The 13,639-nt window shown below is 74.0% G+C and carries 12 protein-coding genes; 3 read left to right on the forward strand and 9 right to left on the reverse strand.

All coding sequences use genetic code 11. From position 1 onward, the window contains the following. Positions 1 to 987: an ABC transporter substrate-binding protein gene (locus K1T35_RS11225; RefSeq protein WP_220260101.1), complete on the reverse strand. Its 987-nt coding sequence runs from the start codon at positions 985 to 987 to the stop codon at positions 1 to 3. Between the two features lie 9 nt (positions 988 to 996). Next, positions 997 to 1,407, reverse strand: a complete 411-nt coding sequence (locus K1T35_RS11230) for a DoxX family protein (protein WP_220260102.1) — start codon at positions 1,405 to 1,407, stop codon at positions 997 to 999. An 83-nt stretch (positions 1,408 to 1,490) separates the two neighbouring features. Here K1T35_RS11230 and K1T35_RS11235 point away from each other — a divergent pair, with 83 nt between their 5' ends. After that, complete coding sequence (locus K1T35_RS11235; RefSeq protein WP_220260103.1) at positions 1,491 to 2,345, forward strand: LysR family transcriptional regulator; 855 nt, start codon at positions 1,491 to 1,493, stop codon at positions 2,343 to 2,345. Here the strand turns inward: K1T35_RS11235 and K1T35_RS49745 are convergent, their stop codons facing one another. The 7 genes from K1T35_RS49745 to K1T35_RS11270 all read right to left on the reverse strand — a co-directional run bounded on the left by K1T35_RS49745 (position 2,346) and on the right by K1T35_RS11270 (position 12,417). Next, positions 2,346 to 2,450 carry a BBE domain-containing protein gene (locus K1T35_RS49745; protein ID WP_220262527.1) on the reverse strand — a complete coding sequence of 35 codons (105 nt, stop codon included), beginning with the start codon at positions 2,448 to 2,450 and terminating at the stop codon, positions 2,346 to 2,348. 438 nt (positions 2,451 to 2,888) lie between these two features. Beyond that, entirely contained in the window at positions 2,889 to 3,191 is a 303-nt protein-coding gene (locus K1T35_RS11245; RefSeq protein ID WP_255622579.1) for an SAM-dependent methyltransferase, read from the reverse strand. Positions 3,192 to 3,563: 372 nt separating this feature from the next. Further along, entirely contained in the window at positions 3,564 to 4,271 is a 708-nt protein-coding gene (locus K1T35_RS11250; protein ID WP_220260104.1) for a UPF0158 family protein, read from the reverse strand. A gap of 125 nt (positions 4,272 to 4,396) precedes the next feature. After that, the gene (locus K1T35_RS11255) at positions 4,397 to 5,578 is read right to left on the reverse strand and encodes a TIGR02679 family protein (protein WP_220260105.1); all 1,182 of its coding nucleotides are present in this window, start codon (positions 5,576 to 5,578) and stop codon (positions 4,397 to 4,399) included. Further along, positions 5,575 to 9,615, reverse strand: coding sequence for a TIGR02680 family protein (locus tag K1T35_RS11260; RefSeq protein WP_220260106.1), 4,041 nt, complete (start codon positions 9,613 to 9,615; stop codon positions 5,575 to 5,577). Before K1T35_RS11260 ends, K1T35_RS11255 begins: the two co-directional genes overlap by 4 nt. Further along, positions 9,612 to 10,811: a TIGR02678 family protein gene (locus tag K1T35_RS11265; protein WP_220260107.1), complete on the reverse strand. Its 1,200-nt coding sequence runs from the start codon at positions 10,809 to 10,811 to the stop codon at positions 9,612 to 9,614. The genes K1T35_RS11260 and K1T35_RS11265 overlap by 4 nt, the downstream gene beginning before the upstream one ends. A 73-nt stretch (positions 10,812 to 10,884) precedes the next feature. Next, on the reverse strand, positions 10,885 to 12,417 hold the full coding sequence (locus K1T35_RS11270; protein ID WP_220260108.1) for a TIGR02677 family protein: 1,533 nt from the start codon (positions 12,415 to 12,417) through the stop codon (positions 10,885 to 10,887). A gap of 104 nt (positions 12,418 to 12,521) precedes the next feature. Between K1T35_RS11270 and K1T35_RS11275 the strand changes: the two genes are divergently transcribed. Both K1T35_RS11275 and K1T35_RS11280 read left to right on the forward strand, forming a co-directional pair. Next, positions 12,522 to 12,839 carry a hypothetical protein gene (locus K1T35_RS11275; protein ID WP_220260109.1) on the forward strand — a complete coding sequence of 106 codons (318 nt, stop codon included), beginning with the start codon at positions 12,522 to 12,524 and terminating at the stop codon, positions 12,837 to 12,839. Next, positions 12,784 to 13,563 (forward strand): hypothetical protein, encoded by a 780-nt coding sequence (locus K1T35_RS11280; RefSeq protein WP_220260110.1) that lies wholly within the window; start codon positions 12,784 to 12,786, stop codon positions 13,561 to 13,563. The genes K1T35_RS11275 and K1T35_RS11280 overlap by 56 nt, the downstream gene beginning before the upstream one ends. Positions 13,564 to 13,639 lie beyond the last annotated feature (76 nt).

Raw genomic sequence — 13,639 nt, forward strand, 5'->3', positions numbered from 1 at the left:
TCAGCGCGCCCCGAGCGCCGTCCACTGGTCGACGAGGGTGTCGAGCACGGAGTCGTATCCCTGGAACCCGTACGAGCCCACCGACTCCTGCGAGTTGATCTTCACGACGCGACCGGCGCGCACGGCAGGCAACGTCGGCCAGAGCGGTGAGCCCTCCAGCTCGGCGAGCGCGGTCTCGCCCGCGGGGCCGGTGTTGTGCATGACGACGATCGTGTCCCCGGTGACCTGGCCGAGGTTCTCCGGGCTGATCAGCACGTGCTCGTCCCCGTACGGCTCCCCGGTGGTCGACGCGATGTCCGGCACGAGCCGTCCGCCCGCTTCGGCCAGCCAGCGGGCAACGGACGACCCGGTCGGCTGGTAGACGCGGAACTGCTGGCCGCCGATGCCCAGCACCACCGACACGTTCCCGATCTCGCCGATCTCCCGCAGACGCGTGGCGCGGCGCTCGTCGAATGCCCTGATCACGGCTTCGGCCTCGGCATCGCGGCCGAGCGCCGCCGCGATCGCGCGGAGGCTGACCGCGGCGTCGGTGAAGTCGACGTCGACGGCCACCGTGGGCGCGATCGCCGACAGCGCCGCGTACTTCTCGTCGATGCCGCCGGTCCAGCCGATCACGAGGTCGGGCCGCATGGCGGCGACCGCTTCGAGGTTCGGGTCGTCGGCGTTGCCCGCGACCGGCAGGATCGCCACGTCCCGCGCCTGCTCGGCCACCAGCGGCGGGAACGGCGTGCCGATGATGCTCTCGTAGGTGAGGGCGGCCACCGGTGTGACACCGAGCGCGAGCAGGTGGGGGAGCGCGGCCCGGCGGTCGAGCGCCACCACCCGCGCCGGCGCCAGCGGCACCTCGGTCGTGCCGAGCGGGTGCTGGACGGTCCGGGTCGCCGGAGCGGCCGGCCGGTCCGCGGTGGTGCAGGCGGGCAGCAGGCCGGCCGCGGCCAGGATGGCGAGGAACTCCCGGCGGGTGGCATCGAGCACGGTCGAGGGCATGGCGGGAGATTAAGTAAGGCTGACCTTGCTTGTCGAGTCGGTCCGTCGTCGACCCCAGGCGACGAAGAGAGCGAGCGCCGCGAGCAGGACGTTGAACGGTGTGTCGGTGGCCTCTCCGCGGGAGAGGTGGAAGACGACGGCGCCCACCTGCAGCGCGGCGCACCCGAGCGCCGCGAGAAGGGTCAGCCCGGGCGCGATCCGAGTGACCGCGGGCAGGAGGATGCCGATACCGCCGAGGAGGTCGAGCACCGCCGTGGCGTGGAGGAACGGTGCGGGAACCTCACCCGCCCACGGGATCATGGCGGCGAGCTGCGGGATCGGAGTGAGCAGCTTCCACAGACCGGTTCCCGTGAAGACGAGGAACAGCAGGATCTGGACGGCCCACAGGACGACCCGCAAGGGTCGGGACGCGGTTTTCACACCGACCACTGCACCGCGGAGCGTCCGCCGCGCGCCAACACCTCTTCCGCTCATCCGATACCGCGCCGGTATCCTCGCTGGTGATGGACCTACGGCTGCTGCGCTACTTCGTGGCTGTCGTCGAGGAACGCCACATCGGGCGTGCCGCCGTCCGCCTCCACATGACCCAGCCGCCGTTGAGCAGGGCCGTCAAGCAACTGGAGACAGAACTCGGCACCCTGCTCCTGCATCGCTCGGCCGCCGGGGTCACCCCCACTGCCGCCGGCGCCGCGCTCTACGACGAAGCGCGCACGCTGCTCGCGCAGGCCGACCAGCTCCGCGTCCGCGTCGCCGCGGCCGGCGGCCCCGCGACCATCACGATCGGCACCCTCGCCGACAGCGCCGAGCAGGCCGGGACCCGCCTCGCCGCCGCGTTCCACGAACGCCACCCTGGCGTCGACGTTCGCATCCGGGAAGCAGGCTTCACCGACCCGACCACCGGCTTGCGGGCCGGCCTGGTCGAGGTCGCCCTCACCCGCGCCCCGTTCGACGACGCCGGGATCAGCACCGTCGTGTTGCGCACCGACCCCGTCGGGGTGGTCCTGCGCGCGGACGACCCGCTCGCCCGCCGGGACGCCGTGCGCCTGGGCGATCTCGCCGATCGCCGCTGGTTCCGGCTGCCGGACGGAACCGATCCCATCTGGCACACCTACTGGAACGGCGGCGAGCTCCGCGGCGATGGTCCCGTGGTGCGCACCGTCCACGAGTGCATGCAGGCCGTCCTCTGGAGCGGCACGGTCGGGCTGATGCCGCTCGGGCACACGCTGCCCGATGGGCTCACGGCCGTTCCGCTGCTCGACATGCCACCGAGCCGCCTCGTCGTCGCGTGGAACGAGGCGGACACCAGCCCGCTCGTCCGCTCGTTCGTCCAACTCGCCGCGACCCTCTACCGTCCCTGATCAGCGGTGCGGCGGGATGTTGTGGTTGCGGTGGAAGACGTTCTCCGGGTCGTAGGCCGTCTTGACCTCGGTGGAACCCGCGGGCGCAGGGCGTCGTCCATGCAGTCATGCCGAACCGTTCGATTGGATACCTGTCGCTCCTCGTCGGCGTCGCCGCTGCCGCGCTGACGCCGGCGGCCGCCGGCGGCGCGATGCCCTGCCCCGTGCCGACGGACGACCCCGCGAGATACGAGGGAGCGCACTCCCCGTTCCGCTGTCACTCCGCATTCACTGACGTGAACGGGCTGGTGGTCATCCTCCGGGAAGGGCGGCCCGCTGCCGCCGGCCCGGGTCCGTTCGGGCGCCAACACGCCGCGACCGACCGCGGTGTCGGCGCCGAAGTGATCGCGCGGGTGGTGAGCACCGCCCGGCCGACCGAGGGGCTGCAGCGCAGGCTGCACTACGTCGAGGAGATCCGGGAGGGCGCGGAGGCGGCGGAGGTTTGGGTGGTGGTCGATCGCGCGCCGTCGCGGCAGGCGCCGGATACGCGGCCGTTCGGGGTGATCACGGCGTTCTGCAGGAGCCCAGGAGGCGGCGTGCCGGAGATAGTGCCCCTCGTGGATGACCGACAGATCGGATTGACGTGCTTCCCCGATGGGCCCGCGTCGCGTCGGGGGAGCGGCAGGTGGGGCTACGAGCACGGGGACTGGTCCAACCGCATCCACTCGTTCGGGCTGACAACCTGCTCGCGGAAAAGCACACGATCCCCGGGTACACCTCGAACACAGCGTCACCCGCTGCTCGGTCGGCCTCGTAGTTGTCCTTGCCACCCAACCAGTAGTTGTGAACGCGGGCGGAATGGGGCACGTCAAAAATTGAGCCGTTCGGCAAGGTCGGGGTTCGGTCCTTGCTCTGCCTCAGCCACGCTGGTCCTCCCTGGGAGAATGTCGTCTGGCCCGCCCGAAGGCCGGCTGGACACCTAGGTTCTCACGCTGGCTGAACCCGCACGCCTGTTCGCCCGAACGCACGAATGGCACCCCGTCATGGACGAGAGCGCCGTTCGTGCGGTGCGCTGAGCGCGAGGTCAGGCCACGCTGACCTTGGCGCCGGCGTATGGACGTCCGAGGGCACCGCGTGCGCGCGCTCAACGGCGCAACAGACCAGGTGCTGGTGCTTCCGGTGTACGACCGCGACCCGGCCCAGCGGCTCAGGGGCCACGAGAGACGTGCTCGGAGGGAGTCAGCCGGGTTTCGCAACCACGCGATAGCCCTCATCAGCGAGCCACGCCCTGGCCCTGCCACGTTGGCGTTCGTCGGCGAAGACGTGCCACCTCCCGAACTCCTCCGGCGACCCGGAGAGGACGTCCTTGAACCGGCGGAAGGCACCGCGCCCCCGAATCGCGTCGCTCAAGCGCTCGGCGAGACGGGCATCGGACAGTGTGTCGATGAAACGCTCCATATCGCCGTAACCGCCCCTCGAACCTTCGCACCAGACGTGCAGCCACCGGTCCGGGTCCTGCTCCTCGTCGTCCGGCTCCTGACCGATCTCGACGAGGTACTCGAAGGTGAAGTCCGGAAGCACGTCACCATTGCGCAGATCGATCCGGCCGTCGCCCGACGTCGGGTCGCCTTCCAGCACCATGGCGAGCTCCTCGAGGTCGACGGCCAGCGGGCGCAGCATCGGTGTCGGAATCGTCCCGAGGCGGGATTCGAGCTGGTCGGCGAGTTCGTGGTCGCCCGTCCAGCCGCGGTCGCGCAGCCGGGCGGCCACGGCTGCGGCTACCTCGGCGGCGCCGTCCACCTTGTCGGTCAGGGCGGTGACCAGGCCGTCCCCGATCATCTGCAGAGGGTCGCCGTCGTCGAGGGCGCCTTCGGCCCGCACCAGTGCGACGAGCTGCGCGCCGTCGTGCTGGTGGATGGCGGCCCGCAGCTGAGCCATGTCGAACATCGGCGGAACCGTAGCCGCTCGGTGGGCACACGCCACAGAGGCTCGACGTTCGTGCCAGGCCGGCTCCCGGACGAATGGCGAGACGTGCTCGACAACTCGGCTCCGTGCAGTACCCGAACGGATGATCACGTGCTCCCGTCGAGCAGGTCCGACAGCACGGCCTCCTCGTGCACGGCGACACCGTGGTGGCGCATCGCCGCGCCCAGCTCAGGGTCCCAAGCCGGCTCCACCGGAGCACCGACGAGCGGGAGCGTGGCGCCTACGAGCCCGCGCTCGTAGTCGGCGGCCGACATCCGCCACGGTGCCACCCCGGCCTCGGCGATCAGACGGTTGGCGATCGCGATGCCCGGCCAGTCGAAGTCCCCGTGGTAGCGCAGCTCGGCGCCCCGCAGCGCGGCGAGCACGTCGACGACGACGAGCGCGGGCTGGCCGCTCGTGCACACGACGGGCATCTGGCCGCCCTGCTCGGCCACCGCCTCCAGGACGCGCGGGTTCTCGCAGACCAGGACGACTTCCGGTACCTGCAGCGTGCAGCGGCGGAGGTCCCACGCGGTGAGGTGCACCGGGTCGCCGGCATCGGCGGCGAGGTCGAGCCGGGCGGCGACGGATCCGCTGTGGCCGCGCAGGCCCAAGGTGAGGCAGGTGGCCGACACGAGGTCGACCCGGACACCGGAGCGCTCCCACAGGTCCCGGCGGGCGGACGTGGTGGTGGGCACCGGTTCCCCGGCCTGGACGGCCAGGGCGCGGAGCACCAGCGCGGCGGCCGTCGTACCGTCGTCCAGCGCGTGTGCGTGTCCGCCCGCGGCCACGGCCAGCTCGGTGCGCGACAGCCCGGGCCCGGGCAGGCGGGCCAGCGCCGCGGCCGCGGTGCGGACGGCGGCCGTCGCATCCGTCGCGCGGGCCAGCACCCCGGACCGGCGGACGTCCTGGATCCACACCTGGAGCCATGGCTCGCCCGCGAGCAGTGCGCGGGCCAGCTCGATGGGGGCCTCCCGCTGTGCGGCATTCCGGGCACGTTCGCCGGGCCGGTCCCGCAACGGGGTGCCGGTGGCGTGCTCGACAACCGCGACCAGCCCACCGACCCCGGACCGCGCCACGAGATCGGCGTCGAGTGCGGCGAGATCGACGCTGACCCGGTCGCGGGTGACGCCCCGCCCGAGCAGCCCGGCGACGGCGTGGCGCTCCTCGCGGCTGAGACCGCCCAGCACGACGCGCCCTTCGACGCGCAGGCCCCTTGCCTCGAGCCGCTCGCGCAACACCTCCCAGACCCGTCGCAGCCCGGGATCGTCGAGCCAGCCCGCACTCATCCGACCGCGTGCAGCCGCTGGCCGTCCCAGGTGTGGCGGTACTGGGCGATCCCGCGCTCGTTCGGGTCCCGCAGCGCCTCGTAGATGGCGAGCGAGGGCACGGTGTCGTGGTCGCCCCACAGCCGCTCGCTGGTGACGACGAAGTCCAGGTCGAGCTGCACGAGCAGGCCGAACAGCAGCGGGTGGGTGCGGATGTCGATCTTCGGAAAGGCGTCGTCGAGCAGTACGAACCGGGGCGAGTGCGGGGCGGCGCCGGCGAGCGAGCTGAAGTGCGCCGCCGCGGCGGCGAACAGTGGCAGGTAGCAGACGACCTTCTGCTCGCCCTGCGAGAGCGGCGAGCGCCGGTGGAGGTCGTGCCAGGTGCCGGCCGTCTCCGGGCGGGTGTAGCGGATGCGGAAGGCGAACCAGCGGCGGTAGTCCAGCGCGCGGGTGAGGTGCTCGGTGTAGGAGTCCTCGGGGGCGTCGGCGCGGGACGCCTCGATCAGCCGGTGCAGCGCATCGCGTAGCTCGCGGCGCTCGCCGGGCAGCAGCGCCCCGACCGGCCGGCCGAGCAGCTCGACGGCGCGGCGGGCGTCGGCGGACACGTCCTCGCGCAGGTTCCACCGCAGCTGTACCTGGATGCCCTGGCTGGTGCTGACCCCGCGCAGCTGGTTGTTCATCTCGGTGACCAGCTCCTCGGCCTCGAGTCTTCTGGAGCGCAACGACTCGCCGAGATCGCCGAGGATGTGCTCCTCGAACAGCCGCCGCTCCCGCTCCGTGAGCAGGTCGGCGTCGCGGGCGACGGCGGCGGCAAGGCGCTGCGCCAGCGCGCCGATGGGATGCTCGCCCGCGTCGTCGCGGCCGATCACGGCGAGCGCGACGCCCTCGTCGACCACCCGCGGATCGACGTCGCCTGCCGGCCCGCTGGCCGCCTCCTGCCAGGCCGCGAAGACGGCCGTGGTGGTGCCCGAGCGGGCGGGCGCGGGCAGCCCGGCGAAGCGGCGGGCAATGGCGAGGACCGACGCCGGGACCGGGCTGCCCGCGGTGAATCCGCGGGCGAGGCCGATGGCCGCGTCGGTGGGCTCGACAGCCCGCTCGTCGTCGGGCTGGTGGTCACCCGAGTCGAGCAGGCCGGGCACGTCGGCGAGGGCGGCGAATGCCGCGACCGCATCCGCCAGTACGGGTTCGTGCTCGGCGAGCCGATCCACCGCGTCACGGGACGCCTGCTCGGCCGCGCCGCCCGCGGTGAGCAGTTGGTCGATGCGCGCGCCGAGCTCGCCCTCGCGGCGCCGCAGCTCGGCGTCGCGCTTCTCGGCGAGCTCGATGCGGCGGCGGATCTCCCGCAGCGGAGCATCGACGGTGGCCTCCAGCTCGTCGGCCGCGGCTCGCGCCTCCGCGGCCCGACCGTCGGCCTCCTCCGCCTCGCGCGCCGTCTCCTCCGCCTCGCCGAGCAACGTCTCCCAGGCGGCCGCGTCGTCGGCCCAACGGCGCAACCGGGCGGCCAGTGCACCACCACGCTCCAGGTGAGCGGCGAGCGCGGTGTCGAGTGCCCGCAGTGCCTCCCGGCGGGAGGCGAGCGGCCCCGCCTCGGCGGGTAGGTCGTGTCGGACCGCGATCTCGTGCAGCTCACGACGCTTGCCGGTCTCGACCGAACGGGCGCGGGTGGCCGCGTCCTCGGCCTCGGTGGCGATCCGCTCGGCCCGCTCGGTGGTGCGCGTGCGCTCCTCCAGCAGGGTCCACGCCGCGATCAGCTCGTCGGTCGGCGGTGCGGCGGCGAGCCACTCCTCGACGGCGCGCGCCGAGTCGGCCGCCACCTGTTCGGCCGCCGCGGCCGTCTCCCGGGCCTCGGTGTGCACGGCGATCAGCGCGTCGAGCTCGGCGAGCCGCCGCGCCCGTTCGGCCGCTCGCGCGGTGGCGCCGATGTACTGGGCCACCGGTTTGGTCGCGCGGCCGGTGAGCGGCCCCAGCCGCCAGCTTCCGTCCAGCGCGACGGCCGCGGTCTCGGCCGGTTTCGGTGCGAGCGCGACCCGAGCCAGTACGCCCGCGACGACACCGGCGGTGACCGGACCGGACACGGGAGGGTCGGGGACCAGCACGTCCCCGAGCGACCGCCCGACGACCGCGGGCCCGGCGGGCAGCACCGTGTCGTTGCGGTCCGCGTCGAGCACGGCCCCGTCGGCCCGCACCCAGGCGTCGAGCAGGCCGGACGCCTCCAGCGCCGCCTCCACTCCGGCCCGCTGCGCGTCCTCGAGACCATCGACGAAGTCGATCAGGCGCCACAGCGGCGCTCCGTCGGCGCCGTCCCGCGGGGAGCGCGCCCATGTGGGCTCGGCCGGCGCGGGGTCGGCCTCGGCCAGGATCGCGGCGCGCCGGCGACCGGCCTCGTCGAGTGCGCGCTCGGCCGCCGTGCGGTTTGCGGCGGCGGTGGCCCGCTCCGCGCGCAGTCGTTCGAGGACCGGCTCGGCCGCCGCCCGTGCGATGGCCGGGACGGCGGCAACAGCTTCGGCCGTCAGCTCGCCGGGCAGCTCGAAGCCGACGGCCCTCGGTGCCGCCCGCCAGCCGTCAAGGGCGGCGGAGTAGGCCCACTCGGCACGCTCTGCGGTGCCGCGGGCGTCGGCGAGCCGTCCGCGCTCGGCCTCGGCCTGCTGCTCGGCCTTGGCCGCGTCCTCCTCGGCGCGTTCCCGGTCGGCGGCCGCCTTGTCGAACGCGGCGAGCGCCTCCTCGACGACCTGCACGGCGGCGCGCAGCTCGCCGAGCACCGGCCGCGCGGCGTCGACCGACGCCTTGTGCCGATCGACCGCCTCGACCACCGCGGCGGCGTCGGCCGCCGCGGAAAGCCGGGGCTCCTGGAGCCCTGGGGCGATCGCGAGCGCGGCGCGGGCGCCCACCCGGGACAGCTCGGTGGCGTGCCCGCCGGCGGTGCCCGAGAACCCCCGCAGGTCCTGGCCCAGCTGACCGGCGTCGGTGCGAACCCGGGTGCCCGCCTGCCCGGCGCGGCGCTGTGCCGAAGCCGCGGCCTCCGCGGCGCGCTGCGCGGCCTGCTGATGTTCCCCGGCGAGCGTCCGGCGGGCGGCCAGCTCGCGTTCGGTGCGCATCAGCGGGTCGGCGTGCAGCTCGGCGAGCCGGGCGCTGATCTCCGACCGCTCCCGCCCGGCTTCGGACCGCTCCCGCCTGGCCGACTCCCGCTCCGTGACGATCTCCGACAGCGCCGCGGCACACCGCTCGACCTCGCGGACCCGCCGGGTGCGCTCGGTGTGCGCGCCGGTGACCTCGGACCCGCGGGCCCGCAGTACCTCGCGGGCGTAGTCGGCGTACACCCTGGCGAACGCCGCTACCCCTTCCGCGCTGCGTCGCTGCCGGTCGAGCTGCTCGCCGAACGCCGCGAGCTCGTCGAACGTGTCGCCGGCCGAGCGGACGGCGTCGTCGTCGATCTGCGGGAGCGCCTGGACGAGCTGCTCGGCGAGGCGGGCCGGCTCGATGTCCTCGCCGACCTGCGGCTGGCGCAGCCAGTAGAGCAGCCGCAGCAGCTCGTCGTACTGCAACGGTTCGAGCCCGAACAGCGTGCGGCCGACGTGCTGCTTGTACGCCCGCGGCGAGTCGAAGAAGTGCCCACCGCGCTCCTCGACCGCCGCCCGCAGCCGCTCACGGGCCAGCGGGCCGGCGTCGTCCTCCAGCTCCAGGTCGACGCCGATCCGGCCGGGCAGGGTGAAGTACCAGGCCACCGCTTGGCGGGCGGACTGCGACGCCCGCACCCCGATGCCGCAGGTGAACGACTCGCTCGCGTTGGCGAACTCGACCCACAGGTACCCGGCCCGGTTCTGCCCGGAGTAGCCGTCGAGCATGAGCCACAGCAGGCTCGTGTGGTGGCGCCCGGACGCGGTCATGCGGGCCTTGTCGCCGTCGAGGACGAACGGCAGCAGCATCTCGAGCGTCTTCGACTTCCCGGCGCCGTTCGAGCCACGCAGCAGCAGCCTGCCGCCTGCGAACTCGAAGACCTGGTCGTCGTACTGCCACACGTTCAGCACGCCCGCGCGGGAGAGCCGGAACCGGTCGGTCATGCCTCCTCCTCGAACCGCGCCTGATCGGCCAGCGTCGCCGATACGGCGTAGCGGGCCGCGGCGGCGTGGACCAGCCACCCGCCGTCGGGCTCGACGCGCACCAGCCCGAAGTCGACCAGCACCTGCCGGGCCTCGGCGACGGCGGCCTCGGCGTTCTCCCGGTGCTCCCGCTTGAGCCCCGCACCCCAGTCGGCCATGACGTCCGCCGACGCCGACGCGACCAACTCCGGGCCGGCCCGACGCCACACCCGCTCGGGCGCGGCGACTTCGCGCGCGCTCGGCCGGAGCCGGGCGACCAGTGCGGCGAGCAGCAGCAACGCCAGGTGACGGCCGGAACCGCCGGCCGGGAACTCGACGTCGGTGAGCTCGCCGCTCGGGTCGATCGCGACCGCGCCCTCGGCGCGGAGCTCGACCTGCAGGCCGAGCCGGTCGGCGAACCACTCGCGCTCCCGGTTGCGGCCGCGCCGCCACCACTCGGCCTGCTCCTCGGTGAGCGTGTCGGCCGACAGGACCGGCGACTCGACGAGCCGGCGGCGCACCGCGACGCGGGCCCCACCGGCCGCGGACGGGAGCGCGGCGCGGTCGATCAGGTCGTCCGGCCCGTCGGCGCCGGCGAGGACGGCGGAGACGAGCAACCCGAGCCGGTCGCGGCGGACGTCGAGCAGCGAGGCGGTGCGCTGGTCGGCCCAGTGCTCCAGGTCGCCATCGCGCTCGTGCAGCACCCCGAGGTCGACCAGCGCCGACAGCGCCGCGTAGAGGGCGCGTCGGTCGGCGATGGCGTCGAGGTCGACGTCCAGGCCCGCGTCGACGGCCGCCGAACGCACCTGCGCCACCAGCTCGTCGACCAGCATCTGCGACTTCCCGCGGCCGAGCGCGGCCACCGTGAGGCAGAGCAGCGCGTACATGCGCGGCGTGAACGGCTTGCCACCGCGGCGGCGCAGCGGGCGGGTGGCGTCGCGCCCGAGGCCGGTCTTGAACAGCCGCGCAGCGCCCGGGTCGACGACGAGCCGATAGCCGAAGCCGTCGGCGAACAGCCGCTCCAGCTCCCCGCGGTGGCGGCGGACGAGCCGCAGGTCGTCTGCGCCCGGGCCGTCGGCGTGCAGCAGGGGAGTGCGCAGCAGGGCGCGAGCAGCGCGTTGGCGTTCTGCGACCGCCTGGACGTCCTCGGCCGGTGCCGGCCGTTCGATGCGACTCATACCAGCTCCTCGCTGGCGCTCGTCGCGGGCATTCGCCCAAGACGCTGTATCGATGATTCGCTCGCAAGCTCGCTCATCCCGTTTCCCGCTGCTGGTACTCGGCCTCTCGGACGGTGAGCGCGAGGTCGTGGAGCTCGAGCCGCCCGGCCGGGCTGACGATCGTGGTGCCCGCGCCGGGGGCGCGGCAGACCGTCAGCTCCCAGCCGCCCAGGTCGGCGCGCGCGACCTCGCCCGCGGCGAGTGGGCGGCCCCGTTCGACCAGCGCCCGGGAGTAGAGGCCGAGCAGCACGGCGCGGGCCTCGTCGGAGAGCCGGACGGTGCCGAGCTGCCCGGCGTGCGCCCGGATCTCGGCCAGCGCCGCGGCCCGGCGTTCCTCCGCGCGTTCCCGCTCGGCGATCCGGGCCGCCTTCGCCGCCGCGTAGTCCTCGCGTCGACCCGCCCGTCCGCGGACGGCGCGCGCGCCGGTGCGGCGGAGGGCGACCGGGACGTCGGCGACCGGGGTGCGCCACCAGGATGCCGTGGGCGGGATCGGGTCGGCGTCGTCGTCGGCGACGAAGGCGAGATGGCGGCACGAGTAGAGGCCGAAGGCGGCGGCCCACAGGGCGTGCGCCGTGTCGTCGTCGGCCTCGGCGAACCACCGGGCCAAGGTGAGGAGGTCGGCGTAGCGGCTCTGTTCCCGGCCGCCGGTGGCGATGCGGCGCAGGTTGACCAGCAGCGCCCGCATCGCGTCGGTGGCCAGGCGGCGGACGCCGGCGGCGTCGGAGTCGCGTCCGGCGCCCCCGATGAACCACGCGTGCAGGCTCGCCCAGTCGGCCGGGTCCAGCCCGGCGCTGCGCCGCGCCACCTCCCCGTCGACGCCGCGGAGCCGCTGCCCGGCGTTGGCCCGCGCGCACAGGGCCGGCACGTTCGACTCGACCCGCCCCAGCACGTCGGCGATCTGCGGCATGTGCCGGGCGATCTCGTCGACGAAGCGCTGCAGGTAGTCCAGCAACGCCGTCTTGAACACCGCGAACTCGGCCCGGTCGAGGTCGTAGCGGACCAGCACCTGCGACAGGTACGTGTAGAAGTCGCGGGTGGAGGAGACCAGGCGCTCGAACTGGGCGAACACGGTGCCGATGTCGCGGGCGAGCGTCTCCGGGTCGGCCGCCTCGATCGCCTCCCCGTCGAGCGCGGCCAGCGCGGTGAGCCCGTGCAGGATGCCGCCGAGCATCTCGGTGGACACCTCCCGGGCCGACTCGGTGTGCCCCAGCAGCTCCTCGACGAACCGGTGCACCAGCTCGCCGCGCTGGGTGAGCTGGTAGCGGGCCCGGTTCTGCAGGTACTCCCGCAGGCTCCGCGCTTCGGTCTCCCGCGGGCTGCGCGCGAGGTTGCCGTGCTCGACGAGGTAGGACAGCCGGTCGTCGACGGTCTCCCGGTCGACCTCGATGCCCAGCTCGGCGAGGCGCTCGGCGACCTCCGATGCGGACTGGTCGGACAACAGCCCGCTGATCTCCCCGGTGAACGTGCGCATGATCGCCACATACGTGGCCGACTCCTCGCCGGTGGCGTAGCGCAGCGCCTCGAGCCGGACCCGCTCGGCGTGCGTGAGGGAGGCACCCGGGGTCATGGCGGCGAGGTTAGCGAGGGGTGCCGACAGGATCGGGTTTGCACCTGCAACCGAGTTCCGCCGTTTCGCCGCGGGAAGCGCCTGGCTCCGCTGATCATGCGCGCATGGCGACCTACGCCTACGACCCCAGCACCCACCACCTCGTCGCCGTGTGGGACACCGGCATCGGAGCCACCGCCCGAACGGTCGCGCGCGTGAACCCCACGACGAACGAGACTGTCGGCCTGCACCTGGCCAGGGCCCTGACCCGGATGTCGGAGGCGGTCTGGCTGAGCTACGTCCGTCCGGAGATCTGCGACCTGCCGGTGGCCGACGCGCTCCAGGCGATGCGCCGCCCGCACCTGCCGGAGGCCGGACCTGCTGCGCGTGGAGCCGCACCCGGTGGTGGAGAGCGCGCACCGCATCGGGCGGGAGCTGCGTGAGGTGGGAAGCGCCGGCGTCAGCCGGGCTGTCATCGCAGATGTCGAGGAGGAGATCACCGCCGCCGGGAAAGCCGAACGCGGCGACCTCACGGGCCGCGCGCGGCAGGCCGTGATGCTCACCCGCGTCACGCCGTCACCGGCACAGATCGCCGTCGCCGACCGGCTGCCGCACGACGTGCCGATGGGCAGCCCCCGGCTCTACACGGAGGTCGAGCCGTCGGCCGCCGCCGTGGCCGCGATCCACTGGTTCCTGGCAGCGGTCACCGTGATGGAGCGCCTTGCCGAGACCACCGCCGAGGACGCCGTCGACCAGGCCGAGCAGGTCGAGTACTTCGATTCGGCGGTGGCACGCACCGTGCTGCGGATGGCGTCGTCCGAGCGGCCGGACCGGACGCCGCTGGGAATCGCGCAGGAGCTGCTGCAGATGGCGGTGCTGGCGTCGCGCGGGATGCTCCTCGCGGCGAGCGAGCCGGTGCCTGACGAGCCGTGCTTCACCGCCCTCGACCCGTCCCGTCCCGCGCGCTGCCTGCTCGACGGGCTCGTCGGCGGGATCCAGGCGCTGGCGGCGCTGCACGCCACGTACCTGGACCCCGAGCTCGACCCGTCGTGCGACGAGGTGGAGTGGATGGAGCTGGCCCGCAAGCACTTCGACGTGGCGGTCCGGGAGGAGGCGGCGGCGCGGGGGCCGGAGCGGATGGCCGAGCTCGTGGTGTCGTCGGCGTGAGCCGGGGCCCTGACCCGAATCAGGACGGCTCGGCCTCGAAGCTCGGCCAGTCGTACTCGATGTCCTTGACGTCCCG

Origin of the sequence: Pseudonocardia sp. DSM 110487 (assembly GCF_019468565.1) — a bacterium.
In the GTDB taxonomy this organism is placed as follows: Bacteria; Actinomycetota; Actinomycetes; order Mycobacteriales; family Pseudonocardiaceae; genus Pseudonocardia.